The 26567-nt window shown below is 36.5% G+C and carries 20 protein-coding genes, 3 pseudogenes and 1 riboswitch; of the genes and pseudogenes, 5 read left to right on the forward strand and 18 right to left on the reverse strand.

Annotation, left to right across the window (positions count from 1 at the left end; translation table 11 throughout):
* Nucleotides 1–162 precede the first annotated feature (162 nt).
* The gene (locus J6L97_RS05520; RefSeq protein WP_123811765.1) at nucleotides 163–1197 is read left to right on the forward strand and encodes an IS30 family transposase; all 1035 of its coding nucleotides are present in this window, start codon (nucleotides 163–165) and stop codon (nucleotides 1195–1197) included.
* Between the two features lie 61 nt (nucleotides 1198–1258).
* Here the strand turns inward: J6L97_RS05520 and mmuM are convergent, their stop codons facing one another.
* The 7 genes and pseudogenes from mmuM to J6L97_RS05555 all read right to left on the reverse strand — a co-directional run bounded on the left by mmuM (nucleotide 1259) and on the right by J6L97_RS05555 (nucleotide 11885).
* Nucleotides 1259–2248 (reverse strand): homocysteine S-methyltransferase, encoded by a 990-nt coding sequence (gene mmuM, locus J6L97_RS05525; RefSeq protein WP_057727053.1) that lies wholly within the window; start codon nucleotides 2246–2248, stop codon nucleotides 1259–1261.
* A gap of 161 nt (nucleotides 2249–2409) precedes the next feature.
* Nucleotides 2410–4647, reverse strand: a pseudogene (locus J6L97_RS05530) (excinuclease ABC subunit UvrA); the annotation flags it as partial.
* A gap of 281 nt (nucleotides 4648–4928) precedes the next feature.
* Entirely contained in the window at nucleotides 4929–5381 is a 453-nt protein-coding gene (locus tag J6L97_RS05535) for a flavodoxin family protein (protein WP_054833059.1), read from the reverse strand.
* A gap of 101 nt (nucleotides 5382–5482) precedes the next feature.
* Nucleotides 5483–6517 carry an IS30 family transposase gene (locus J6L97_RS05540; protein WP_123811765.1) on the reverse strand — a complete coding sequence of 345 codons (1035 nt, stop codon included), beginning with the start codon at nucleotides 6515–6517 and terminating at the stop codon, nucleotides 5483–5485.
* Nucleotides 6518–6638: 121 nt separating this feature from the next.
* Nucleotides 6639–8408, reverse strand: a complete 1770-nt coding sequence (gene recQ / locus J6L97_RS05545; protein WP_057727012.1) for a DNA helicase RecQ — start codon at nucleotides 8406–8408, stop codon at nucleotides 6639–6641.
* A gap of 119 nt (nucleotides 8409–8527) precedes the next feature.
* Nucleotides 8528–9787: a methionine gamma-lyase family protein gene (locus J6L97_RS05550; RefSeq protein WP_057727011.1), complete on the reverse strand. Its 1260-nt coding sequence runs from the start codon at nucleotides 9785–9787 to the stop codon at nucleotides 8528–8530.
* 10 nt (nucleotides 9788–9797) lie between these two features.
* The gene (locus J6L97_RS05555) at nucleotides 9798–11885 is read right to left on the reverse strand and encodes a putative ornithine decarboxylase (protein WP_057727010.1); all 2088 of its coding nucleotides are present in this window, start codon (nucleotides 11883–11885) and stop codon (nucleotides 9798–9800) included.
* A gap of 232 nt (nucleotides 11886–12117) precedes the next feature.
* Between J6L97_RS05555 and J6L97_RS05560 the strand changes: the two genes are divergently transcribed.
* Complete coding sequence (locus J6L97_RS05560; RefSeq protein WP_057727009.1) at nucleotides 12118–13590, forward strand: APC family permease; 1473 nt, start codon at nucleotides 12118–12120, stop codon at nucleotides 13588–13590.
* Between the two features lie 47 nt (nucleotides 13591–13637).
* Here J6L97_RS05560 and J6L97_RS05565 read toward each other — a convergent pair whose 3' ends face one another.
* Both J6L97_RS05565 and J6L97_RS05570 read right to left on the reverse strand, forming a co-directional pair.
* Nucleotides 13638–14144 carry a pyridoxamine 5'-phosphate oxidase family protein gene (locus J6L97_RS05565; RefSeq protein ID WP_005720258.1) on the reverse strand — a complete coding sequence of 169 codons (507 nt, stop codon included), beginning with the start codon at nucleotides 14142–14144 and terminating at the stop codon, nucleotides 13638–13640.
* Between the two features lie 148 nt (nucleotides 14145–14292).
* Nucleotides 14293–15471, reverse strand: coding sequence for an IS256 family transposase (locus J6L97_RS05570; RefSeq protein WP_005728142.1), 1179 nt, complete (start codon nucleotides 15469–15471; stop codon nucleotides 14293–14295).
* A gap of 239 nt (nucleotides 15472–15710) precedes the next feature.
* Here J6L97_RS05570 and pepV point away from each other — a divergent pair, with 239 nt between their 5' ends.
* Nucleotides 15711–17117 (forward strand): dipeptidase PepV, encoded by a 1407-nt coding sequence (pepV, locus tag J6L97_RS05575; RefSeq protein WP_057727013.1) that lies wholly within the window; start codon nucleotides 15711–15713, stop codon nucleotides 17115–17117.
* 101 nt (nucleotides 17118–17218) lie between these two features.
* Here pepV and J6L97_RS05580 read toward each other — a convergent pair.
* The 4 genes and pseudogenes from J6L97_RS05580 to J6L97_RS05595 form a co-directional block, all read right to left on the reverse strand.
* Nucleotides 17219–18058, reverse strand: a pseudogene (locus J6L97_RS05580) (amino acid permease); the annotation flags it as partial.
* On the reverse strand, nucleotides 17989–18219 hold the full coding sequence (locus J6L97_RS05585) for a hypothetical protein (RefSeq protein WP_057727014.1): 231 nt from the start codon (nucleotides 18217–18219) through the stop codon (nucleotides 17989–17991). The gene J6L97_RS05585 and the pseudogene J6L97_RS05580, both read right to left, overlap by 70 nt.
* Before the next feature lie 10 nt (nucleotides 18220–18229).
* Entirely contained in the window at nucleotides 18230–18607 is a 378-nt protein-coding gene (crcB, locus tag J6L97_RS05590) for a fluoride efflux transporter CrcB (protein ID WP_057727015.1), read from the reverse strand.
* A complete protein-coding gene (locus tag J6L97_RS05595; protein WP_005727168.1) occupies nucleotides 18604–19002 on the reverse strand; it encodes a fluoride efflux transporter FluC in 399 nt (132 codons plus the stop codon). The genes crcB and J6L97_RS05595 overlap by 4 nt, the downstream gene beginning before the upstream one ends.
* A 42-nt stretch (nucleotides 19003–19044) precedes the next feature.
* A riboswitch (Fluoride riboswitch) is annotated at nucleotides 19045–19105 on the reverse strand.
* A gap of 161 nt (nucleotides 19106–19266) precedes the next feature.
* Between J6L97_RS05595 and J6L97_RS05600 the strand changes: the two genes are divergently transcribed.
* On the forward strand, nucleotides 19267–20082 hold the full coding sequence (locus J6L97_RS05600) for a phage integrase N-terminal SAM-like domain-containing protein (RefSeq protein ID WP_013086325.1): 816 nt from the start codon (nucleotides 19267–19269) through the stop codon (nucleotides 20080–20082).
* 96 nt (nucleotides 20083–20178) lie between these two features.
* Here the strand turns inward: J6L97_RS05600 and apf are convergent, their stop codons facing one another.
* From apf to J6L97_RS05615, 3 genes and pseudogenes are all read right to left on the reverse strand, one after another.
* Nucleotides 20179–20871 (reverse strand): aggregation-promoting factor, encoded by a 693-nt coding sequence (apf, locus tag J6L97_RS05605; RefSeq protein WP_013086324.1) that lies wholly within the window; start codon nucleotides 20869–20871, stop codon nucleotides 20179–20181.
* Nucleotides 20872–21158: 287 nt separating this feature from the next.
* Nucleotides 21159–21883: pseudogene (locus tag J6L97_RS05610) on the reverse strand (aldo/keto reductase).
* A 17-nt stretch (nucleotides 21884–21900) separates the two neighbouring features.
* Entirely contained in the window at nucleotides 21901–22797 is an 897-nt protein-coding gene (locus J6L97_RS05615; RefSeq protein ID WP_057727016.1) for an aldose 1-epimerase family protein, read from the reverse strand.
* A gap of 360 nt (nucleotides 22798–23157) precedes the next feature.
* Between J6L97_RS05615 and J6L97_RS05620 the strand changes: the two genes are divergently transcribed.
* A complete protein-coding gene (locus tag J6L97_RS05620) occupies nucleotides 23158–24387 on the forward strand; it encodes an IS110 family RNA-guided transposase (protein ID WP_080668519.1) in 1230 nt (409 codons plus the stop codon).
* A 238-nt stretch (nucleotides 24388–24625) separates the two neighbouring features.
* Here J6L97_RS05620 and hslU read toward each other — a convergent pair whose 3' ends face one another.
* Both hslU and hslV read right to left on the reverse strand, forming a co-directional pair.
* On the reverse strand, nucleotides 24626–26023 hold the full coding sequence (gene hslU, locus J6L97_RS05625; RefSeq protein ID WP_057727017.1) for an ATP-dependent protease ATPase subunit HslU: 1398 nt from the start codon (nucleotides 26021–26023) through the stop codon (nucleotides 24626–24628).
* 11 nt (nucleotides 26024–26034) lie between these two features.
* On the reverse strand, nucleotides 26035–26559 hold the full coding sequence (gene hslV, locus J6L97_RS05630) for an HslVU peptidase proteolytic subunit (protein ID WP_005720240.1): 525 nt from the start codon (nucleotides 26557–26559) through the stop codon (nucleotides 26035–26037).
* Between the last annotated feature and the right edge of the window lie 8 nt (nucleotides 26560–26567).

A 26567-nucleotide genomic window follows, 5' to 3' on the forward strand; every position in this document is an offset into this window, starting at 1 on the left:
CTACTATAATATCAAATAAAAATAAAAAGATAAAGATTTTTACTTGATAAATTTCAAAAAAAGTACCCGGATTTAAAATTGAAGTGCAACACCAAGTGTTAAACAAAAAGGCCATGAAGACCTAAACTTGAAGTGACGAAAAATCAAGAAAGGAAGATCTTCATGACCAATTCAAATTCTAGCATTTCTAAGCACTATCATCAATTAACCAGCGTACAACGTGGACAAATTCAAGCAATGCTGGATTCCGGCATAACTTCCCGTACTGTTATCGCTCAAGAAGTCGGCTGCCATAAGTCGACAATCAGTCGCGAAATCAAACGCGGAAGCGTCCTGCAAAGAGACAGCAGCTATTTATTGTATGAGCACTATTACGCTGATACTGCACAGCTTTATTATGAGAAGCGTCGCAAAAACTGCTATCAGCGCAATCCATTGAAGCATTATGCTGTCTTTTTGAGAATGCTCTCCAGACGCTTCAAAGCTAAATTTGATGCCACCAGCATCGATGAATTCGTTGGTGAATTCAAAAGGACTATGCCAGGCTACCCTTGTCCCAGCACACCAACTGTCTATCGCTATATTGATCAGGGCTTGCTGGACATAAGCAATATTGATCTGCCTATGAAGCTCAAAAGACGCAGGAACAAGCGTCATCACGGCCAGAGCGGTCATGCTTTGCACAAGAAGAATCTTGGCAATTCCATTGAACAGCGTCCTAAAGAGATTGAAGACAGAAAAACGCCGCTGCACTGGGAAGGAGATCTGGTTAAAGGCGTCAGACGCAAGAATCAGCCTGCTTTAATGACTTTGACCGAAAGAACCACACGCTTTGAAGTAGTTATCAAGATTCCTGACTATCGGGCAAGCACATGCCAAAGGCTGCTTCAAAATGAGATTGACAGACATCCTGCCTGGTTTAAATCGATCACGTTTGACAATGGCTCTGAGTTTGCGGATATGACCAAGATCAAAGGCTGCCAGATCTACTTCGCCCACCCATATTCTCCATGGGAAAGAGGCACCAATGAGAACTGCAATGGACTTCTGCGTCAATTCTTCCCTAAAGGCAAAAGCATGAAAGATAAGTCAGCTGCTTATGTTCAACAGGCAACTGATGCCATTAACCGCAAACATCGTCGAATCCTTCAATATCACACAGCAGAAGAACTCTTCAAGCAATATATTTCCTCATAGCCTAACTGTTGCACTTAATTTGACAATTCAGGTTCAAAAAAAGTATATGAATTTTTAAAAATCAAATTTGTATATTGCTATCATTTTTAACCTTTTTTAGCTCTGATTTAACTGATTTGCTTTTAGTATTGTTAATTGTCTTAAAAAAGGCGGAAATTTGGCCAATTTCTTTTTCGGTAGTCGAACAACAGCCACCTATTATTCTAGCACCATGTTCATACCACTCTTGACTTAACTTTTTAAAATCGAATTTTGCATTAAATGGAATCCAATTGCGCTCAAATTCGTTATAAACGCCACCCAAGTTAGGATAAATGACAATTTGTTTATCAGTAAAATCATGAATTTTATCAATTACTGCAGTTGCTAAAAATGGTTTAAAGCAATTGGCTCCAATCGCAAATACTTGATCATATTCATTAAGCTTTTGCACTACCCGCTTTAAAGGAGTGCCATCACTAATTTTAGTTGTATCATGCAATGTAAAACTTACATACACTGGAATTTCCGGAGCATTTTCCTTTAACCAATCTAAGATTGCTACAACTTCATCCAATTTAGGCTGAGTTTCAAGTGCGAGACAATCAGGTTTATTTGCCAATAAAATCTTCAATCGTGGTAAATGAAAATTAAGATATTCCTCCGTTGTTAGAGAATAATCTCCGCGAAATTCATCCCCTTGAGCTAAATATGCACCATAAGGTCCTACTGAAGCCGCTACATAATTATGAATTCCCGTTGTCTTTGCAAAATCATCACGGGCTTTTTTGGCAATTTGAACTGCATTAGTAATCAATTTAGTAGCCTGGTCTTGTGTAAAACCATGTTTTTCAAAAGCTGGGATATTTGCTTGATAAGTATCAGTAATTGCCATCTGGGCTCCAGCCTTAAAATAATTCATATGTACTTGATAAATTTGAGCAAGATTATGTTCTAATGCAATTGCTGTCCAAAGTTCATTATTTGTATCAATGCCTAACTTTTCAAGAGCTGTAGACATTGCACCATCTAAGATTAATCCTCGATCACGGATCTGTTTGAGCAAATTCATTTTTCTCACCTTAGTATAAATTGAGTAGATAGTTAATATACAGTTAATTTATATTTAATATTACATTAATCTTAGATCTGTTTCAAATATTATTTCTTCCTATGTCTTATTTTTTAGCTACAGTTTGCTATAAATTTATTTAATGCTATTTTCATATAATATTAAAATAGATTTTCGAAATCATGTAAATAATTGGCCAAATAGTGTGCCGTTAAACTTTCAGGCTTTTGCTTTAATTCTAAAGGCTTACCCTCTTGGACAATCCGACCACCGTTTTTACCACCACGTGGGCCTAAATCAATCATGTAATCACAATTGACAATTAAATTTAAATCATGAGTGATTGTAATAATGGTAGCTCCCTGATCTAACAACTTTTGCATTACTTGGACCAGAACCTTCACGTCAAGAGGATGCAAGCCAATCGTAGGTTCATCGAAAACAAACAATGTATCATTTTGTTTATGACTAAGATGAGTAACAAGTTTAAGGCGCTGAGCTTCTCCACCTGACAAAGTTGGTGTATCTTCTCCCAAATGTAAGTAATCCAAGCCTACTTCTTTTAACAATTTTAGCTCTCGTTCAATCTTAGGCACTTTAACAAAAATCGGTAGAGCTTCATTAACATCTAGATTTAGGACATCAACAATTGACAGATCATGCCACTTCACCTTTTGTACATCTTGATTATAACGATCACCATGACAGGTTGGACAGACTTGTTGCATATCTGGTAAAAATTGGATATCAAGAGTCACAATTCCTGTACCACCACAAGTAGGACAAGCTCCTTGTTTATTATTATATGAAAACCAACTTGGCGTATAATGCTTCTTTTTAGCGAGTGGCTGACTAGCATATAACTTTCGTAAATTGTCCATAATTGAAGTATAAGTTGCTACAGTTGACCGAGTACTTTTACCAATTGGAGATGCATCAACACTTACTACATTTGAAATTGGGCTAGAAAAGCTACTAATTTGTTTTGGCAATTTTTCACTTTTGCTTTTTGCTATAATAGCGGGCACTAAACTATCCAAAATCAAACTAGTTTTACCGGCACCTGAAAAACCAGTTACTGCAGTTAATTGGTTTAGTGGGATTTTAGTTTTTACATCATGTAAATTAAAATATTGCTTTACTTCAAATGAAATAGAATCGGAATTTATTTGATTGGCTGGCTCTCTGGCAAGTAGCTTAGCACTGCCATCCAAATATGGTCGAATTAAAGAATGCTGATCATGTTTGATTGCAGTAATTGAACCTTGATCCAAAATCTGACCACCTTTTTTACCTGAACCTGGTCCAATCTCAATTACCTCATCAGCTGCTTTAATAATGTCAACATTATGATCAACAACTACTAATGAATTGCCCTGAGCAACTAATTTTCGTAAAACCTTAATTAATCCTGCAACATTAGCAGGATGGAGACCAATAGAAGGCTCATCCAAGACATATAAAACTCCAGTAGTTTCAGTACGTAATGTTCTTGCTAATTGAATTCGTTGCAATTCACCTGTCGATAAGGTATTTCCACTTCTAGCCATAGTCAAATAGTCTAGCCCTAAGTCTAATAATGGTTGCAAATTATCCAAAAACTCCTGAATAATCGAATGAGCCATTTTATGCATATTAGTTGGTAAAGTTGCTTGCACATCTTTAACCCAGGTAACTAAATCACCTAACTGCATTTCGGCCACCTGATTAATATTTTGCTTACCGATCAGCTGTTGTAACAATTCTGGTTTCAAACGACTACCATGACAAAGTGGACAAGTCGAATAAGTAAAGAATTCGGCTATTCTTTTTTGCGCACGTTCTGATTTGCTGCTCTTTGCTGAGCGGTAAACGGCTTGCCGAGCATTTTCATATAAGGCATTAAAATCATGAAATACCCTGCCAGTTCCTGATAAAAAGTCCATTTTATATTTCTTTTCAGGACCATTTAAGACAAAATCTTTTTCTTTATCAGTAAGATCTTTATAAGGAATGTCGATCCTAACACCAGCATGCTCTGCAACGTTAGGCATAAAGTTCCGTCCTGGCAAGCTCCAAGATGCAACTGCACCATCTTTAATTGACAAATTTTCATCCGTAATCAGTTTAGATTCATCTAGTTGCCGTACCTTACCAGTTCCACCACACTCAGTACATGCACCATCTGAATTAAAAGCAAATTGTTCGGCACTTGGTGCATAAAATTTTACACCACAGACTGGACAAGTTAATTGTCCCATTTGCTCACCTGACATACTCATTGCCTTTGCAATTGCCAAACTCGGCTTCAAGCGGTGTCCATTAGGACAAACTGGAGAACCCAAACGAGAGAAAATTAAGCGTAAAACATTAAAAGTCTCACTCATGGTTCCTACTGTAGCTCGCTCATTTGGTACACTTTAAGTAGATAAAGTAAGCGCTTACTTTTAAAAGACATAGAAATGAGGTGTTGTTGTGATATTGATTAAAGAAACCGTTGTTTTTTCTTTTGATAGATATAAAAATACCACATATTTAGAAACACCTATCAAGCTAGGAGTCATGCGTAACGGCGCTTGATTCGTGTCCTAAATAAAAAATGAGGGTTACATTTTGTAACTCTTATTTTTGTTCTTAAAATACAAAAAAAATCAGTACAAAACACGGAGTTTGTACTGATTTTTAATATTCTAAAGGTTAATTATTTAACCCAATCGCGGACTTCACTATCATCACGTGCAACACCAACAACATTCAGACCTTTAGCCCATTCTTTAAAGTGACTGACATAAGCCTTATGGTTAGTGCCTGCTGAGGTAAAGAATGATGCAACTTCACCACGGTAGTTTTTCATCTTTTCAAGTAATGGCTTAATTGGAGTTGCAGGATAGCCTGACCAAACAGGGCTACCGACTAAAATCAAATCATAATTATTAAAATCGATATCATCCATTTGAATTTCAGGATAAGGAATCTTACCTTGAATTTGATCTAGAGCAATATCGTTGGTCTTGTACATATCTGAATCAAAAGCGTCAGGAGCAACAGTTACTTCCTTTAATTCGCTGTTTTCAATTTCGCCGTTAATCTTTTCAGCCATGTTCTTGGTATTGCCTTCCCAAGAATAATAGATAATTAATGTTTTTTTAGCCATAAATATAGTCCTTCTTTCATTTACATTTATTGTAATAAAAAAAGACCGGTTTGACCAATATTTTAATATCCTGAATTGTCAAATTAAGTGCAACAGTTAGGCTATGAGGAAATATATTGCTTGAAGAGTTCTTCTGCTGTGTGATATTGAAGGATTCGACGATGTTTGCGGTTAATGGCATCAGTTGCCTGTTGAACATAAGCAGCTGACTTATCTTTCATGCTTTTGCCTTTAGGGAAGAATTGACGCAGAAGTCCATTGCAGTTCTCATTGGTGCCTCTTTCCCATGGAGAATATGGGTGGGCGAAGTAGATCTGGCAGCCTTTGATCTTGGTCATATCCGCAAACTCAGAGCCATTGTCAAACGTGATCGATTTAAACCAGGCAGGATGTCTGTCAATCTCATTTTGAAGCAGCCTTTGGCATGTGCTTGCCCGATAGTCAGGAATCTTGATAACTACTTCAAAGCGTGTGGTTCTTTCGGTCAAAGTCATTAAAGCAGGCTGATTCTTGCGTCTGACGCCTTTAACCAGATCTCCTTCCCAGTGCAGCGGCGTTTTTCTGTCTTCAATCTCTTTAGGACGCTGTTCAATGGAATTGCCAAGATTCTTCTTGTGCAAAGCATGACCGCTCTGGCCGTGATGACGCTTGTTCCTGCGTCTTTTGAGCTTCATAGGCAGATCAATATTGCTTATGTCCAGCAAGCCCTGATCAATATAGCGATAGACAGTTGGTGTGCTGGGACAAGGGTAGCCTGGCATAGTCCTTTTGAATTCACCAACGAATTCATCGATGCTGGTGGCATCAAATTTAGCTTTGAAGCGTCTGGAGAGCATTCTCAAAAAGACAGCATAATGCTTCAATGGATTGCGCTGATAGCAGTTTTTGCGACGCTTCTCATAATAAAGCTGTGCAGTATCAGCGTAATAGTGCTCATACAATAAATAGCTGCTGTCTCTTTGCAGGACGCTTCCGCGTTTGATTTCGCGACTGATTGTCGACTTATGGCAGCCGACTTCTTGAGCGATAACAGTACGGGAAGTTATGCCGGAATCCAGCATTGCTTGAATTTGTCCACGTTGTACGCTGGTTAATTGATGATAGTGCTTAGAAATGCTAGAATTTGAATTGGTCATGAAGATCTTCCTTTCTTGATTTTTCGTCACTTCAAGTTTAGGTCTTCATGGCCTTTTTGTTTAACACTTGGTGTTGCACTTCAATTTTAAATCCGGGAATATTTTAATATTATTATTTTAGCTATTTTCCTTTTCTTTTGATTATTTCCATCATAGCCTGACCATACTTTTTCATCTTCGCTTGCCCTACACCACTTACCTCTAAAAATTCACTTTCATTTTGTGGTTTAATTTGTGCCATATCGTGCAAAGAGCGATCTGAAAAAATCATAAATGCTGGTACTTTTTGCTGCTTAGCTAATTCCAAACGCTTTTGTCTTAAAGCTTCAAATAAAGTATCACTTTCTTCACCAGCATGAGTAGTAGTTACTGAAATCTTAGCAATTCGCCGTTTGACTACAGTTTTGCCATCTAGTACATCCCACCCATGATTAGTTACATGCACTAGTGGATATTTGCTACCTTCAACTTCTAGATAACCTGAAGCAATTAAATAGTCAATCAAGCTTATAGCATCTTTTTGCTTCATTCTTAGAGAGCCAAAAGACTTATATTGTGTAGCATTCATTTCTTGCATGCGCTGATTTTTTGAGCCAATCAAACATTGAGCAACTATCGTTTTTCCAAAGCGACCATCTAGTTCATAAACCATACTAATCACTTTTTGAGCATCAATGGTAATGTCAGTCAATTTATCCTGATTTAGACAATTTGAGCATTTGCCACATGGCGGACAATCTTGACCAAAATAACGGACGATAAATTGCTGCAAACATTCACCAGTATTAGCATAATCAGTAATTGTTTGCAACTTACGATATTGCAGTTCTCGATATTTATCATCCGCATCTGATTCATCAATAAAGTAGCGATATTGACGCAAGTCACCAGGATGATAGATTAAAATCGCTTCGCTTTCTTCCCCATCACGGCCTGCCCGACCTGCTTCTTGATAGTAACTTTCCATATTACGGGCACTTGAGGCATGAATCACAAATCTGACATTACTTTTATCGATCCCCATTCCAAAAGCATTAGTTGCAACAATTACTTGAAATTCATCAAATTGAAAAGCTTCCTGTACTTGACTTCGTTCTGAAGAATCCATTCCACCATGATAAGCACCAACAGAGATTCCTTTCTTAGCCAAATAATCTGTCAAACTTTCAACTTTTTTACGTGTATTAGTGTAAATAATCCCTGCTTTATCCTGATGTGCCTTAATATATTCTGAAATATATAATGGAGTATTTTGTGGTGAGTTGACCACTTTAAACGATATATTAGGGCGAGCAAAAGAGGTAACAATCATATTCTCCTTGGGAATATTCAATTGTTCACAAATATCATCTTGAACCGCAGGCGTGGCTGTCGCTGTTAAAGCTAATATATTTGGTCTGCTTTTTAGTGAATTGATTCCATCTAATAATTGACGATAAGCAGGTCGAAAATCATGTCCCCATTGTGAAATACAGTGTGCTTCATCGACAGCAACTAGATCAATATCTAAAAAATTTAACTGATATCTAAAATAATCAATCGCTAAACGCTCAGGTGTAATATAAATTAACTTAATTTTGCCTTTATATGCCTGACGTAAAATTGGATTAACCTCTTCTTGCGGTGTAGTAGAATTTAATGCTGCCGCATTAATTCCATTTTGCTTTAAATTATCAATTTGATCTTTCATTAAAGAAATTAATGGTGAAATAACCAAAGTTACACCGGAATTAATCAAAGCTGGTATTTGATAACACATTGATTTTCCGCCACCGGTTGGCATAACCGCTAACACATTTTGCTTTTTTAAAACTAAATCAATTACTTGTTTTTGACCTGGGCGAAAATTTGTATAGCCAAATATATCTTTTAAAACTTCTTCTGGATTCATAAACTTATCCTAACTAGTTAAATTGCTACTTTTTATTCTAAATTAACAATTTACCCCAAACAAGATAAAAAGATTCACACTTTTAAATAAAGAAAAATGTGAATCTTTTAGAGTTAAATTTACTTATAAAATGTTTCTTCTACTGCATGAGTAATCGCAATCTTATCATGAGCATAGGACAAACCGCCTTGAATATAAAGCATGTATGGTTCACGTAAAGGGCCATCAGAAGAAAGCTCAATTGTTGATCCTTCAACAAAACTTCCCGAAGCCATAACAACTTCATCTTCGTAACCATCCTGATGATATGGAATTGGGTCAACAAAAGAGTTCATAGGTGAATAATGTTGAATAGCCGCACAGAATTTTACCATCGGATCCGGCTCACCAAAAGTAACAGTTTGAACAATATCACTACGTGGATCACTCCATTTAGGTGAAACCTGCATCCCCATTTCTTCTAATAAGGCTGCAGTAAAGACCATACCTTTTTGAGCTTCACCAGTAGTATGAGCTGCCATAAAGAATCCTTGGTAGATATCGCGCAAATAACCCCAAGTTGCGCCTTCACCTTTTCCAGCTCCTGGCACTGTCAACCGTGAACCAGCACCATCAATTAAGTCTTGTCGCCCAACTAAGAAAGCTCCCCCTTTTACTAGACCTGCACCAGCATTCTTATAAAGGGAACCAGCCATCATATCAGCACCATAAAAAGTTGGTTCTTCACATTCAGAGAATTCTCCATAACAATTATCAATAAAAATATTAACATCTGGACGAACTTCTTTAATGAACTTAAGCATTGGCTTAATCTTAGCCATAGTAAAAGTCTTACGAGTTGCATAGCCTAATGATCTTTGAATTGCCACTACTTTAATTGAAGGATCCATGATATCTTTTTTAGCTTGATCATAATCAACCTCGCCGTCTTTTAATTCTGTAGTCTTAAACTTGATGCCCCATTCCTTCATGTTGCCTGGTTTATTGCCAGCTAAGCCAATAACTTCTTGAATAGTATCATATGGCGTACCCGTCAAATAATAAAGCGTGTCACCAGGACGAAGCATACTAAATAAACCAACAGTAATTGCATGAGTACCTGAACCAAATTGTGGACGAACTAGAGCATCATCTGTTTTAAAATAGTCAGCATATATATCTTCAATCTTATCACGACCTATATCGTCGTAGCCGTAGCCTGTTGATGGAACTAGATCTTCTTCACCAACATGATGTTTTCTAAATAGGTCCAATACACGTTGTTGATTATACAAAACTTGTTCATCAATTTCTTCTAGACGAGGTTGAATCATTGATTCAACTTTAGTCACTTTATCGCTTAACTCTTTTGGTAAATTCTCTTTCCAAGAAAAACTCATTTTTAACTCCCTATTTATTTTTGATTACTTCTGCTTGTACGCATAAACTACCATTATTATTTTCGCTCAGATATACTCCCTGAATCTCTGGCACAAAACCAGGAAACTTTTCAATAGCATGCGCCAAGACTTCAAAGTACTTTTGGTCTACTACTCCCCATTTTTCACCAGGTGCAACAATGAAAACTCCTGGTGGATACGGCAAAGCTCCTTCGGCAGCAATTCTTCCAACAACATTTTCTAGGTTGACCAGTTCATTTTGATCCTTTTTAAAAAGCTGATCAGCTGTAGCTGGTGTCATTTGATAGTCTTGCATCCCTGATTTAGAAAATAGCTTTTGCTGTAATACAAAAGTATTATTTTCCTGATAGTACTCATGCATCTCTTGACACAACTGTTTCAGGGTATAGCCTTGATAACGCTTTGGATACTCATTATATAAAACCGGCAAAACATCTTTCATTAAGTCATCTTCTAGATAGTGTTTTTCAAAACTTAAAAAAGCTTCAAGTAAAGTATCTAGTTCTGCTTGACTATCTCCCGGTGTAAGTAAAAACAACAATGAATTCAAATCATTTTTAGCTCGAATAATATGATTTTCCATTAAGTATTCTGCCACTACCGCGCCTGGAATACCCGTTTTCTCATACTTTTCATTTTTTACATCAATCCCGGGAGTTTTTACCGTAATCTTCAATGGGTCAATCATTGCTTCGCCTGGAACCATTTTACGGAAACCGTGCCAATCCGTATTTTGTCCCATTTCCCAATATTCTGCATTGGTAGCCAATTCATCAGTCGAAATTTCGGCAAAATTGTCAGGAACTAATGGCTTAAATAGCTTAGACTTTTTGAGTAGTTTTTTCCGCCATTCAATTCCCATTCGCAGAGTTTGATCCCACCACTTTTTATTTCCTGCTCCAGCAGTAACGTAGGAATTAACTGTTAATGAAGCATAAAGTGGGTATGCATAACTGGAAGTAACAAACTTCAGATAAGCATGATTAAAGTGCTTATGATCAACATATCGTTTTTGTCCTTTAATATGAGCATCCTTTTTTAGAATCTGTGACGCTTGAGCCATACCTGCTTGCTGTTTATGTAATGACTGAGTAACCAAAATACCTGGATCATCAGGACCCAAGTTAAGTAGAAGTGGTGATAAATGTCTCATAATTGGTACGAATTCTTCAAAGCCGCCCCAGGCACAGTCAAACAGAACATAATCACAAAGTTTACCGATTCGGTCAATAATCCATTGTGCATCATAAAAGACTCCATCATAGGTTTCTGCTTGTACGATTGCTAACCTAAATGGCCGCTTAGCCTTTGCCTTTGCCGGATCTATCTTAGCTACTTCAGCTCTAATTTTATCTTCAGTTAAGAAGGCTGGATCCATTTCTCCAATTAGTCCAAGTGCATTTCGATCAGTTGGAATGTAGACCGGCTTTGCTCCGCTCATTACCAAGGCAGAATTATACAAAGATTTATGATTATTTCGATCAAATAAAACTAGATCGCCTTCAGATAAAAGTGCACTTGCGCAAATAGAATTAGCTGAAGTCGTTCCGTTGGTACAGAAGTAAACCTTATCTGCATGATAAGTTTTAGCAGCTTTCTTTTCTGCATTAAGTGGCGTTCCAGCATGCGTCATTGTATCCCCTAATTGAGGAACAGTATCACTTGTATCGGCAAACATTAGATTTTTACCAAAGAACTTATTAAAAACTACTCCGGCAGGATGTTTGTCATAATATTGCCCATTATGGTGACCCGGTGTAGTAAATGAAATTGGTTTTGCTTGAGCAAAATTGATCAAGTCGGTCAAAAAGCCTGGCACCATTTGCTTTTCATATTCTGTAGCTTTCTGAGTGACTTGGTCTTCATCTACCTGATCAGTTACTTTAATCAATGGAATCGGAAAGCCAGATTGTTCTCTTAGAGCTTCTGCTTGTTTTATTCCTAATGCATCATCATTTTTGACAACAATTGCGGCAAGTTCAGCACTATTTTGTACATCGCCAATTGGAATTGACGACCAACCTTTCATCTTATTAACATTGACGCCATTTCCAATGGCAATTTTCAAAAAATCCATCCTTTTTCTTTCCATTTTGTCCACGAAACCGTTTTACATATTGCAAAACTTTAAAAAGTCTTTATAATTTTTCTACAGTATAGCGTACTTTTTGCATTCTTTCTTAAAATACGCTACAGCTGAAATTATTATATAAATATTGGAGGTTTTTAACAAGTGCATTTGCCTTGCTCGCCTCCGAGAACAGCTATGTCAACACAACGATAAAATAGCTTAACTTGGAGGAATTTTTATGTCAGAAACAATCGAAACAGTCAATTTCGAACCCGGCAAAAAACACTACATGTCATGGCCGGTTATTGCATTGATCGACTTCGTAACGATTATCAGTTTTGAAAATATTTTTTATCCATTTCAAAATCAAGGTTTATCAGTAGTTGTATCTTGGATTTTCCTACTCTTCGCCTACGTTATTCCTTATGCATTGATGTCTAGTCAAATGGGCCTAACCTTTACTGATCAAGCCGGTGGATTGGCATCTTGGGTACGTCATTCATCTAACGATACACTGGGCTACTGGACTTCATGGATGTATTGGGTTCAAACTGTTCCTTATTTGGTCGATGTTTCTAATTCAGTTATTGTGTCCTTTTCATGGATTATTTTGGGCAACAATACTTTAGACAAGCATATGTCTACTTTTTGGTTTGGGATTTTGACCTTTGTCATTATTCTTGCCTTTATTTTGGTTGAAAATGCAATCAAGAATTCACTTGAACTACTATCTTTAATTGGTGGTGGTGCAATGTTTATTATGTCTATGCTCTTTGTTTTACTTGCTGTTTGGTCAGTTATGCATGGACACCATATTGCTACCCAACCATTTAACTTGGCCGCATTTAAGCCATCATTTAGTTTACGTTACTTTTCTACCACTGGTCTTCTAATCTTCGCCATGTCTGGTGCAGAACTTGCTGCTCCTTATATCGTACAAATGCGCGATCCAAAACACGAATTTCCTAAAGCAATGTGGATGTTGGCTTTGATGACTGGATTCTTGACTATCTTCGGTACTTTGGCTTTAGCAATGTTTTTCAATGCTCATCATATTCCACATGATTTCAAGATGAACGGACCTTACTATGCATTTCAACTACTAGGCGAAAGCCTTGGTTGGGGCAAAGTATTAATGTACATCTTTGCTGTTGTTCAAGCCCTCTTTATGATGGCCCAATTAGCAGTTTTACTTGATGCATCAAGTCGTGTCTTTGCCGGTGACGTTGCCGACAAATTCATGCCAAAATGGTTAACTGGGAAAAAAGACAAAACAGGTCGTCCAGTTCACTCGTACACTTTAACTTGTGGTTTAGCCTTATTCTTGCTTTTACTTACTGGGACTTTGCCAAATATTAATTCAATTTACAATTGGCTTTTAAATATCAATGGTATTATTTCCCCATACAAGACTTGTTGGGTATTCTTCGCTTTCATTATGTTACGGATGCACCAAGAGAAGTTCCACTCAGATTATGTCTTCGTTAAAAATAAGACTGGTGCCCTTATCATGGGCTGGTGGTGCTTAATCTTTACCTTTATCTGTGCTACTTTAGGATTTATTCCTCAAGAAGCAGAAGCAACATTCGGTAGCGCAGCCTTTAATCACCAATTAATTATGAATATTATTACAGTTATCGTACTCTTTGGCTTAGGCTTCTTACTACCATACTTAAGAAAACGCGAAGAACGTAAAGAAATGAATATATAAAATAAACATGCTTCGATCAGTTCGAAAATCGAGGCATGTTTATTTTATTATTCTAAGATTTCAACCTGCATCTTACTAGGAACATTAACAAAGTCGAATTGTTTTTGAAAAACATGATCAAACCGTAAATCATAAACAGAACCAATAATTGGTGTTAATGCAAAAGCTCGTAAAGTGTTCATATCTTTAGTTTTATTAGCATAAATATGATGCATTTGTGGTTTGATTTTATAAATTCGTTCTAAATATTGTGGACTTACCTCATCAACATAGCCTTCTAGAGTGAAACCAATGCTAGTGAGAGTTTCTCTTCCGCGCAAAGCGGTAATTGAAACTTTATTGTGTCCCTTAATATGGCGATAAAATGACTTCTGATTAGTCGTTGCAAAAATCAGACGACCATCTTCATTAAAGTCAATATCGATAATATTGGTATGTGGATCACCATTTTGATCAACGGTACCAAAAATTACTGAATGGAAACAATCAACGATTAGATCTAGGAATTCGTCGTTACTTAAATTACGATCGAGTTCAGGAACATGTTGTCTCATAATAATCTTTCCGTTTCTATATACTTTCTGTAATTTTTATCTATATTATTTCTTATAGTGTACATGACACAATTAACTAAAAACAAGAAACTGTCAAATCTTTTGTGTAAATAGATCTTTCTCGTAAATTGATTTTTTAATTATTTATTTAATCAAAGTAGGATTCTAAGGTGTCCTGAACCTGACCAAAGCCTTTATGAATTCGATTGAAATAACGGTCATTGTAGCTCATTGCCTGGATGCCAATAAATGCATCAAGCGACTGTTCAGTTGGAAATTCTGCCTTAGGCTTAGCTTTACGCTTGATGACGTTGTTAAAGGATTCAATCATATTGGTTGAATAAATTGAAGCTCTGATTTGTTTGGGATAATTGTAGAAGACTAGCAGATCGGGCTCAATTTCCTTCAAACCTTTGATGACATGGCTATAAGCTTTATTCCATTTGGCATAGAATTTGTGCAAGACAGCTGCAGCTTCTTTTTTGCTTGTCTGTTGATGTATCTGCTTGAATTCGTTCATGATCTTTTCACGATCGTCGACGCGTACTTTAGCGCAGATATTGCGCATGACATGAACCAGGCAGCGTTGAAAATGAGCTTTAGGATAAGTCCTGGCCAAGGCTGTTTTCATGCCAACAACACCATCAGAAAGAAAAAGCTCAACTTGCTTCAAGCCTCTGGACTTCATGTTTTGAAGCATCTCTGTCCAAACTTCAATGTTCTCACTAGGAGCAATGCAGTAGTCAATGACTTCCTTATGTCCATTAGGTTTAATGCCAATGGCAATATATACTGCTTCACGCTCAAACGTTTCTCGGCGCAAAGGAAGGTATGTCGCATCCAAATAGACACAGAAAAACTTGTCGCTTAGCTTGCGCTTGTGATAAGCCTCAATCTTGGGGAGCATCTGCTTGGAAATATTTGATACTTGAGCTGGACTATAATGACTGCCATACATTTTCTCAATCAAGTCAGCGATTTCTCTGGTAGTTACGCCTTTGGAGTATAGCTTGATAATCGTGCTTTCCAAAACATCAGAGTGCTGCTTGTAGTCAGGCAGCGTGTGCTGATGAAACTGACCGTTGCGGTCTCGAGGCACTTGCACTTCAATTGGTCCAAACTGGGTATCAACCTTGCGGAAATAAGCACCATTTCTAGAATTGCCAGTATTCCAGCCATTTCTGGCATAGGGATCATAGCCTAGAAAGGCAGTCAACTCAGCTTCTAGCAAGTTATTAACAGCCTGTTGTAGCTCTTTGCGCAATAAATCATTTATTTTGTCTGGATTGAATAGAGCTTGAGCAAAATCTTTGGTAAAATCATTCATGAAGGAGTTCTTCTTTCTGTATGTGTTTTTTTGTTCAAACCAATCATACGAGAAAGGAACTCCTTTTTCTAATGTTTAAAGAAATAAATTTAAGGAATCATTCATCCTTACACAAACTATTTTACAGTCTCAAAAACAACTTTAATGCTCATTATTTTCCCATTTTAAATGTATAATTGTTTAATATTAATTTTTCTGGTAAAATTTTAGCTAACAAAAAATAAGAAAAGAGGCAGAATATGAATATAGATTATAAGAAATTGGCCCAAGCCAAAAAGGACGACATTCTTCGTGATCTTGACGAATTAATCGCAATCGACTCATCTGAGGATTTGAATAATACTTCCGAAGAGTATCCTGTTGGTCCAGGTCCAGTTAAGGCAATGAAGAAATTCTTATCGTTTGCACAGCGTGATGGTTTCCATATCAAAAATGTTGACAATTACGCTGGCCGTGTCGACTATGGTACTGGTGAAAAACGTTTAGGCATTATTGGCCACATGGACGTGGTTCCAGCTGGTGACGGCTGGGTAACTGATCCTTTTAAAATGTTAATTAAGGATGGTAAAATCATTGGTCGAGGTTCTGCCGATGATAAAGGTCCTGCCCTAGCTGCATATTATGGCATGCTTTTACTTAAAGAAGCTGGATTTGAACCTAAGAAAAAGATTGATTTTATTGTGGGAACCAATGAGGAAACTAATTGGGTTGGCATTGATTACTACCTAAAACATGAGCCAACCCCTGATCAAGTATTCTCACCTGATGCCGAATTTCCAATTATCAACGGTGAACAAGGAATCTATACCCTGACCATGACCTTTAAAGATGACAATAAAAAGGGATCAGTAATCCTTAAGTCATTCAAGGCCGGTATTGCCGAAAACGTAACTCCTCAAAAGGCCTATGCAACTATTGTTGGTAGTGATTTAGCCACAATGAAGGAAAAATATACTAAGTTTTTATCAGATAATAAACTTGAAGGCGAATTCACTATTGAGGGCGATGAAGCTAAGATTGAATTAACTGGTCAAGGTGCCCATGCATCTGCACCTCAAGTTGGTAGAAATGCGGCTACATTTTTGGCAGTATTTCTAGATCAATTTGATTTTGCTGGTCGCGATAGAAGCTGGCTTCATTTCTTAGCCGATGTTGAACATGAAGACTTTAACGGCAAAAAATTAGGCGTTGCTCATCATGATGACTTGATGGGTGATCTCTCAAGTGCTCCATCAATGTTTGACTACGAGGAAAATGGAAATGCTGTTTTGAAAGATAATATTCGCTATCCTCAAGGTACTGATCCAGATAAGATGGTTAAGCAAGTTGAAGAAAAATTTGGTGATATCTTAACTCCAAGTTTTGCTTCATTTGAAGAACCTCATTATGTACCTGGAGACGATCCATTAGTTCAAACCTTGCTCAAAGTTTATGAACGCCAGACTGGTAATAAAGGTCATGAAGTCGTGATCGGCGGTGGGACTTATGGGCGTTTATTTAAGCATGGAGTTGCATATGGCGCTCAACCTGAAGATGCTCCAATGGTTATGCACCAAGCAAATGAATATATGAAGGTAGATGACCTAATTAATTCAATTGCGATTTATGCCGAAGCTATCTATGAATTGACCAAGGACGCCGAATAAAAATTTTTACATGTATCAAAAAAGCTTATATACTGATCTTGTTTTAATGCAGTATATAAGCTATAGAAAGTTGCTAGTGTCATATATCACTAGTGACTTTTTTATTTTTCCAATAAAATTTCTTCATTATTTTTCTTAGATTTTAGCCAAAAATGATGTCCCAAGTAACAAATAGCTACAAAAGGAATTGTATAGTACAATGCTACTCTTTGAGTTGGATCGAACCAGATTAACACACAAGAAAGTAGGCTTGATATAAATGCAAAATATGGAATTACAGGATACCATGGGGTCTTGTACTTCAATTCACTGAGTTGATGACCTGAGTTTAAAAATGCCCTTCTAAACTTCAATTCTGACCATGCAATCGCCGTCCAAACGAATACAACAGCTAATCCAGAAATAGAAACTAATACTAGATAAACCGTCGAGGCAGCAACTTTACTAGAAATCAAAGCAAAAATTCCGCCTAACATACTTACTACTAATGACAATACTGGAATACCACGCTTATTAGTTTTGGTGAATGCTTTAGGAATTGTTCCTTCGTTGCCCAACGACCAAAGCATTCTAGTTGAAGCATACAAACCTGAATTGGCCGCAGAAATAATTGCAGTCAAAACTACGAAGTTCATAATATTTGCAGCAAATGGCACATGAATTAGGTCAAGCACATACACAAATGGGCTTTGAGTTACTCCAGCCGTATGATAAGGAATTAATGCAGCCATAACTACAATTGAGCCAATAAAGAAGACAATTAAACGCCAAAGTGTTGTCCTAATTGCTTCAGGAATAGCTTTCTGAGGATTCTCTGCTTCACCAGCCGTAATGCCAATAAGCTCAGTTCCTGAAAAAGCAAAGTTTACTGTTAGCATTGTTGTAAATACTCCACCCCAGCCGTTGGGGAACCAGCCATTTTTATAAAAATTAACCAATCCCAATGTGCTTGATAAACTTTGCTCAACTGATCAATCAAAGCTGTTGCGGTCCATAATTTATTATTAGTATCTACGCCTTGTTTTTCCAATTCATACGACATTGCACCATCTAGGACTAATCCCTTATTTTTAATCTGTTCAAGCAAACCCATTTTTTTCATGCTGTCAACATTATTTTAGTAAATTTCCTAAATAATAGCCGCAATAAACTAGAACCAAGCCACCCAGATATGATGACACCGCGTAGAATACAAGACCACGATAATTTTTACTCTTATAAAGCTCAACTAATTCTGTATTCATAGTGGAAAAGGTTGTATAGCCACCCATTACTCCAGTTCCTAGTAATGCATAAATAAAAGTGTTAGCACCAATTCCAAAAATCAAGCCTAAAATTAGTGCTCCAGTTAAGTTAATAAACAAAGTCGGTGTAGGTAAATTAGAAAATTTATTACCAATCCATTCCCAATGCTTTTTACCATAATTAGTAATAGCATAACGAAGCATAGCTCCAATTGATGCACCAATTCCTGCAAGCAAAAAATTCATCGTGTATTCCTTTCCTTTCTTACTAATTGACCAACTTTTTTACCAATTTTCATTCCTAACATAGCAAAAACAAAGCCAAAAATAATTGAGCTAAAGTAATAAATTACTGCTTCGATTGGCAAATTAGCCTGCATATTTTTTAAAACATCAAGATTAAAAGTTGAAAAAGTAGTAAATGCACCTACAAAGCCAGTACCTAATCCAACTACAAGCCATTGCCTAATCTCTTTAGTTTCAATAAAAAAGTAGGTGAAAAACGCTAATAAAAAGCAACCTATGACATTACCCCAAAAAGTACCATAATAGCTGAAGTTTGCATTTAAACCAGCACGTGCCATACCACCAAAAAAGGCGAAAATAGCGATACTAATGTAATTAATAAATTTTGAATTCAAACAGATTCCTCCCACAAAAAAACGTCTACTCTACCCCTATCGGATAAAGTAGACGTCATTAGATTTTACTCGGTTAATGGCGAACGTCATCACCTATTCAGTTGACAGTTATCATCATACGACTTTTCTGTTTGGTTGGCAAGTTGTATTGTGTACGTGTCGCAAAGCGACACGCAGTTTAATTATTTAATAAAAAATTTAGTAACAACGTGCTTGAAATAATGTATAATTATTTTTAACGAATGTTTGAAAGGAGCCTCAATCTTGACTTTTCCATATGAAGATAAATTTCGCATTTACTGTAAACAACAAAAGAAACTAGCCGATTCAACTATTTCTCTAGCCTGTTCTTCAATTTCAACTTTTTGGGATTATTATTCTGGTAGTTTAGATGCTACTGAAGCAAATGTAGAAAATGTTACAACTGGAGATATACGTAACTTTTTAGATTCACTTGAAAATAAACTCCATATGAAAAGTAATACAGTAAATAAATATCTTAGTCACATAAAGATGTATTTTGTTTTTTTGAATGAATATGGCTACATCATTACTTATCCATTGCTCACTTTACGTGGTAATCGCTTCAATCGTAAGCAACACTATGTTATTGGCTGGGAAAATTATTTATCAGAATTAATTCAAATAAAAAATATTCATCCTGAAACTATCAAGATGATGGCTGCTATTGCTTGTGGTTTTAAGCCAAAAGAAATTATGATTTTGCATGTAAATGAATTGTTGGCAAAAGTTAAAGAAAATGATGTCAGAGAATATATCCAAAATCACACTAATTTTGCCAATAACGATAATCCCTATCTGTTTGCTCGCCGCGATGGCAAACATTACGCTTCTGATTTTAATATTAACCAAAAAATTGCCCCTGACCGTTCAATAGTCGGCATGCCATTAACTACACATAAGCTTCGGATGTCTTATGTCTACTCTGTTTTGTCTAATTCAAAATTAACAGAAGCGGATTATATTGAAAAATTACATCTTTCAATGAAAACTTTAAATTACTACCGTAAAAATATGACACTCTATGTAGAAACAAGTAAATTTGAATTAAAAAAATAAACAAGCAAAAACGACTACCCATTTCGAGTAGTCGTCTTTGTTTGTTGAAGGTGAAATTTCAACAAATCTATCTTAGTCAGAACTTGGAGTTATCTATTAGTACCAGCCATTTGCTTGCCAGAAATTTTTAGCAGCGCTCCAAGAGCCATATCTAGATTTGACATAATTATCCGCTACACGTTCTTGGTTAGCAGCTGAATAATCACCATTCAAATAAGATGAAGAAAGTTGATACTTACCTACATATTGGCCATTTCTAGCACTGTATGAGCCACCAGATTCTTTGCTTGCGATCCATGCCTTTGCACTAGCTTCGGAACCTGTTGCGGTTGATGAATATGAACTAGTTGTTGTCGTCTTAGGTGTGTAGTTCACATTTGAATAAGTGTATGAACTTTGACTTTGGCTAGCTTGTGTAGTTTGTTGAGCTGGCGTTTGTGTTTGAGTGTAGGTATTTTCTTGTCTAGCTTGAGTATTTTGGCTAGTAGTATAACTAGTTGCTAATACCCATTGATTTAAGCCAAGATCATACCACTTCTGTCCCTTTGAATCATAAGCAGTTTTTATAATCTTCCAGTTAGTACCTGCTGCTAAAGTTTGACCAGTTGCAACTGGATTTTCATAGTTATTGTAAACGGTAGTAGCTTGTGTAGTTGTATACACTACTGCATCATTTTGCACAACGGCAGCTTGTGCTTCATTATTATCTAGTTGATTGATTGCACCAATACCTGCAAGTGATAAAGCAGCAACAGCAATAGTCTTAGTTAAAATAGATTTAGTTTTCAAAAAACATCTCTCCTTAAATTAAAACGTCAATTATTATTCGTCATTTTTGTTTTATTATTCTCTTGCAATTGACATTTTATATAATACCTGCTTCGAGTTGCAGTTCCATCACAGCCAGATCACACAATGATTAAAGAAAAATGTTTTTTCGTAACAGTTGGAAATATTTTTAATAAATCTAGATTTCTCTGCAATATTTGTAAAAATCATGCAATATATAAACAAAATTTGACGACAAAATAAGCATCCCTACGCCATAAAAGATCGTTTTAGGGATGCTTATTTAATTAATAATCTAATTCTTGGTCCATACTTGCAGGCCAGCCACCAATACCACGTTTTTGATCAAGGCCACGCAATGTCTCCATCTCTTCAGCAGTAAATTCAAAATCAAAAATATCCAAATTATCCTTCATGTGTAACGGATTCGTCGAGCCAGGAATAGTCATGATATTTTCTTGTACCAAGAAGTGTAACGCAATTTGTGGCACTGTCTTATTATACTTCTCAGCCAAAGAAAGTAAGGTTGGGTCATTAAATAAAGCCTTCATCCTTCACCGAGTGGTGACCAAGATTCATGTACAATATTATTTTCAATTAAATATTTATGCATTTTCTTTTGTTGCTTAAAGACAGACGTTTCAATTTGATCAACTACTGGCTTAGTATCGAAATTATTCATAATTTCATTTACTTGATCATGGTTGAAGTTACTCAGTCCAATTGAACGTAGCTTTCCCGCCTGATATGCCTCCTCAAGTGCCTGGTAAGTACCTAAACTATCAGACATAGGCCAGTGAATAATCATTAAGTCAAAATAGTCTTGCTGGGCGCGAATTAACGATTCATCAATCCCCTTCTTCGTCTCTCTATAACCACTTGTTTGCGCTTTAGTGGTCAAAAAAATGTCTTCACGTTTAATGCCCTTTTGTTAATAGCATTGCCTACTTCTGCATGTTCCAAAGCCGAAGATTGGAGTTTTTACACCGTTATTAAAAGTTAAATATTTCATTTTTATTCCTCAATATTTTATTCAGGATCAGATGCAGAGTGATAAGTAATACTAAATCCAGCTTGATATTCTTTACCTGGCTCCAAATGATTCATACCATATTTGTGCTCTAGCTCACCATCAGCATCTTCTCTATCTGCAATTCCCCACCATGGTTCAATACATACATAATTAGCGGTCTTTGGATATTGTGACCAAATGCCAACATATGGTGCATTTCTAGTCCAAACATTGATGTGGAATTTACTCTTATCAGTTCTCAAAGATACTTTATTGTCATGACCATGTAATTCATAAATCAAGGCATCATCTTTAAATAGCTCATCACTTAAACCAATAAAACTATCAGTCGAAGCTAGAGAACGATTATTCCAGTCAAGATATGCTCCTTTAAGTGGGATTTTTACCCTAGCAATAGATGGATGCATATCGAAATAATAATCTTCTTTCTCTTCCCCATTATTTACTGGTAAGTTAAATCCAGGGTGACCACCTACACCAAAAATCATAGTTTCATCTGATTTATTGACTACGCTAAAGTTTTCTTCCAATAAATTATTCATCAAATTATAGTTAACTCTGAATTCAAATTTAAATGGATACATTTCACGCGTTTTTTCATTATCTTTCAGTAAGAACGTGATACTTTCTTGTGTATGATTCTCCACTTCAAAATCACAATCACGGGCAAAACCATGCTGACCCATATGATAGGTCTTACCTTGATACTTATATTCATCATTCTTAAGTCGCCCTACAATTGGAAAAAGTACAGGTGCATGTCTGCCCCAGATCTCTGGATCAGCTTGCCACATATATTCTTCACCGGTATGAGCTCCTTTAACGCTCTGAACCTCAGCTCCGTGATCCGAAATCACTACTTCGATAATATTATTCTTGATTGTGTAATCCATAACTAAATTTCCCTCTACATATCAAACAGTTAAAAATCATAATGTAATCGCTTAATTATTTATATTTTAACATTAATGCGTCAATAAGCCAGAATAAAAACAAAAGAAACATACTAACCTAGTGTTGGATCATGAATCGACGGATTCACGATCTGGCACTTTTTATTTTGTCTAAAATAGAAAGTGAAGATAAAGCAAATCAAGTCTTCAGCTTTTTAGACACTTGATGTCGTAAAAGAAACGGACTGCTTTACCACCTATTCTTAAGTCTCTTCGAAGTCTGTGGGCACTTAGATGCCGTGTTTAGAAAATTAGAATTAATAGGTTGATAAAGAGGTTTATCTTCACAGCGGAGGTTATATTATGGAATCACAAATTATTTTCGGTATTGATGTTAGCAGTAAATCTTCCACAGTTTGTGTGGTTAATGACCGGATCAAACAAGGCGAATCTTTTAGAATCTCTAATGATTCCTTTGGCTATCAAAAACTTTATGAGCAACTGAACCAATATTTGATAACTCCTTTAGTTGTTTTCGAAGCTACTGGTGTTTATTCTCTAAGCCTGCAAGCTTTCTTAGAGGATTATCATATTAAGTATTTGAAGCTTAATCCGCTTAAAGCGAAAAAGCTAATGGACAATAATTTACGCCATAATAAAACTGATAAGGTAGATGCTTATCGCCTGGCTTTAATTCAATTTAATGCCCCGCAAAAGCTGCGTGATCCACAGCCCAGAGAGTATCATGAACTTCAGAATGCCAGTCGCTATTATGAAGAACTTACTAGGAGTATAGTTACTACTAAAAATCAATTGCACCGCAACCTCCAATCCACTTTCCCACAAATTGAAGAAATACTGTCTCATCCATCTGGCAGAATTTATTGGGCGCTTGTTAGTCTTTTCCCACATGCTGGATATGTTCTAGAAAAGAATGAGACACAGGTAACTCAAATGCTTAATTCTATTTCTGGAATAGGACAACAAAGGGCACGGTACTTAACCACAAGATTATACGCTTTTGCTAGAGAAGCTTATCCTTATGATTCCAAAGATAGTATTATCGTTAGAGCTATTCAAAGGAACATTTCTAATTTATTTTCACTCCAGCAAGAACGCGACTATGTAATTAACTACATGGAAAAGCTGGCTAAAGCAGTAAACGCTCGTGCTTTATCCATCTATTTGAGTATCCCAGGGGTTGCTAGAATTACAGCAGTGAGATTAGTAGCAGAGCTCGGTGATCTAAGACGGTTTAGCACTTCAGCTCAAATTGATGCGTTTGTTGGCATTGATCCAGGAAGGTACCAATCTGGTGAAAAAGACAGTTCTCTTGGCATTACCAAGCATGGCAATCATATTGCCAGAAAAATACTTTATCGAGTTATTACTCAAATGGAGACGGTAAAGGCTACGCAGCCTTGCCATATAACTGATTATTATGACAAGAAAAAACGATCTTCAAATAGCCAAGGCTATAAGAAAATCGCCATTGCATCAGTCCATAAACTGATACGCACAATGTTTGCTCTTATCAAACATGATCAATTATATGATTACAACATAGCCACCGAAAATAAAAGACTTTAGCTGAAATCAAATAATCAACTTAAGTATAAGCAACCTATGGAAAAACTACAAGTATTCATAGGCTTATTTGTGGTACTTTCGCTTTTTCTTAAATTTAAACTCTTATTTGCTTTAACCTTATTCGCATCATTAAAACAAGTAAATTTATTTTCTTAAATCATTGATAATACTTGACTTTGGGTAGAAAAAAAGCATTCAAACTTTGAATTGAATGCTTCATTCGTGATTCTTTGATCAATTAGAGAATAAATTTAGTTAAGTCTTTATTCATAATAATATCGCCTAACTTATCTTCAACATAGGCTTCAGTAACTGTGATTTCACCCATTTCCATATCAGGCCCTTCGTAAAGAACGTCTTCTAAGAGCTTTTCAAGAATAGTTGAAAGTCGACGAGCACCAATATTATCAGTGCCTTGGTTAACATTAAAGGCAATCTCCGCAATTTTATCAACGGCTTCTTGGGTGAAGACTAACTTAATGCCATCTGCCTTCATTAAAGCAATGTATTGCTTAAGCAATGAATTTTGTGGATCCTTCAAGATCTTGACAAAATCGTCCTTGGTTAAAGCGTTAAGCTCAACCCGAATTGGAAAACGTCCTTGAAGTTCTGGAATCAAATCACTAGGCTTGCTTTCAGCAAAGGCACCTGCAGCAATAAACAAAATATGATCAGTTGAAACTGGGCCATATTTTGTATTTACAGTTGAGCCTTCAACGATTGGTAAAATATCTCTTTGAACACCTTCACGAGAAACTTCACCAGAATTACGTTTATTACCAGCAATAATTTTATCAATTTCATCAATAAAGATAATTCCGTTATTCTGGCTTCTTTCAATAGCATGTTGATAGATAGCGTCATAGTCAACTAACTTACGTGATTCTTCTTGAATCAAAACTTCACGTGCTTCTTTTACTGATAAAGTACGCTTAACCTTTTTCTTAGGCATAAGATCACTAAGCATTGAACCCATATCCATCCCCATTTGACCCATCATGTCACTCATTGGGTTGGCCTTAGGAGCTTGTTCTACCTCTATGGTAACTTCGTGATCTTCAAGTAAGCCTTTAGCTAGCTTTTCAGCCACATCCATTCGTTTGTTTCTTACATCAGCAGAAACATCCTCTTCATGATCTTCTTCGCGATTATTTTCTCCCATCAACATAGACATCATATCTTGCATTTGCTGCATTTGATTTTCACGACGTTCATGTTTCTCTGCTGGAGCTAACAAACGAACCAATTCTTTATTTGCTTCTTTAGTTGCTTGAGTCTTTACACGAGCAAATTGGTCCTTTTCTTCCATTCGTACGGCTTCGGAAACCAAGTCACGGACCATTGATTCAACGTCACGTCCTACATAACCTACTTCAGTAAACTTCGTTGCCTCTACTTTAACAAAGGGAGCTTCTACAATATCAGCTAAACGACGAGCAATTTCAGTTTTACCTACACCAGTAGGACCAGCCATTAATAAATTCTTAGGCGTTACTTCACGTTGCATTTCTTTAGATAACTGCATTCTACGGTAACGGTTGTAAAGAGCTATCGCAACTGATTTTTTAGCTTCATCTTGGCCAATAATATATTCGTTTAAAATTTTAACTATTTCTTTTGGGGTCTTAATAGCCATTTCCTTCACTCCTAAATTTCATCAGTGACAATTTTATCATCAGTGAAAACATCAATTCCTGAAGCAATCTTTACAGCTTCATGTGCAATTTCATCGGCCTTCATATCTTTTGCGTGTCGAGTCATGGCAATCGCTGCGGCTTGAGCAAAATTACCACCTGAACCAATTGCAACTACGTTTTCATCAGGTTCAAGTACTTCACCATTACCTGAAATTAAAAGTAGGTCTTTGTCATCAAAAGCAATCAACATTGCATTTAATTTTTGTAAAGTTGGATCCTTACGCCATGCTTGAGCCATTTCCACGGCAGCACGACGAAGATCGCCTGAGTAGCTTTCGAGCTTGCCCTCAAGCATATCTTGAAGGCTGACTGCATCAGCTACACCACCGGCAAAACCAATTACTACACGATCATGGTAAATACGACGAATTTTACGCGCTGTTGCCTTGGCAATAACTTTTTCGCCTAAGGTTACTTGTCCATCACCGGCAATTGCTGTTTTTCCATTAAATCTTACTGAACAAATTGTTGTCATGTTAAACC

Origin of the sequence: Lactobacillus crispatus (genome assembly GCF_018987235.1) — a bacterium.
Lineage (GTDB): Bacteria > Bacillota > Bacilli > Lactobacillales > Lactobacillaceae > Lactobacillus > Lactobacillus crispatus.

Bases quoted from the DNA above. Each gene is read 5' to 3' on its own strand.
- J6L97_RS05565 (WP_005720258.1), bottom strand. From the start codon at position 14,144: ATGAGACAACATGTTCCTGAACTCGATCGTAATTTAAGTAACGACGAA.
- J6L97_RS05560 (WP_057727009.1), top strand. From the start codon at position 12,118: ATGTCAGAAACAATCGAAACAGTCAATTTCGAACCCGGCAAAAAACAC.
- J6L97_RS05520 (WP_123811765.1), top strand. From the start codon at position 163: ATGACCAATTCAAATTCTAGCATTTCTAAGCACTATCATCAATTAACC.
- J6L97_RS05555 (WP_057727010.1), bottom strand. From the start codon at position 11,885: ATGGATTTTTTGAAAATTGCCATTGGAAATGGCGTCAATGTTAATAAG.
- J6L97_RS05550 (WP_057727011.1), bottom strand. From the start codon at position 9,787: ATGAGTTTTTCTTGGAAAGAGAATTTACCAAAAGAGTTAAGCGATAAA.
- hslU (WP_057727017.1), bottom strand. From the start codon at position 26,023: ATGGCTATTAAGACCCCAAAAGAAATAGTTAAAATTTTAAACGAATAT.
- pepV (WP_057727013.1), top strand. From the start codon at position 15,711: ATGAATATAGATTATAAGAAATTGGCCCAAGCCAAAAAGGACGACATT.
- J6L97_RS05585 (WP_057727014.1), bottom strand. From the start codon at position 18,219: ATGAAAAAAATGGGTTTGCTTGAACAGATTAAAAATAAGGGATTAGTC.
- mmuM (WP_057727053.1), bottom strand. From the start codon at position 2,248: ATGAATTTGCTCAAACAGATCCGTGATCGAGGATTAATCTTAGATGGT.
- recQ (WP_057727012.1), bottom strand. From the start codon at position 8,408: ATGAATCCAGAAGAAGTTTTAAAAGATATATTTGGCTATACAAATTTT.
- crcB (WP_057727015.1), bottom strand. From the start codon at position 18,607: ATGAATTTTTTGCTTGCAGGAATTGGTGCATCAATTGGAGCTATGCTT.
- J6L97_RS05535 (WP_054833059.1), bottom strand. From the start codon at position 5,381: ATGGCTAAAAAAACATTAATTATCTATTATTCTTGGGAAGGCAATACC.
- hslV (WP_005720240.1), bottom strand. From the start codon at position 26,559: ATGACAACAATTTGTTCAGTAAGATTTAATGGAAAAACAGCAATTGCC.
- J6L97_RS05615 (WP_057727016.1), bottom strand. From the start codon at position 22,797: ATGGATTACACAATCAAGAATAATATTATCGAAGTAGTGATTTCGGAT.
- J6L97_RS05540 (WP_123811765.1), bottom strand. From the start codon at position 6,517: ATGACCAATTCAAATTCTAGCATTTCTAAGCACTATCATCAATTAACC.
- J6L97_RS05570 (WP_005728142.1), bottom strand. From the start codon at position 15,471: ATGAATGATTTTACCAAAGATTTTGCTCAAGCTCTATTCAATCCAGAC.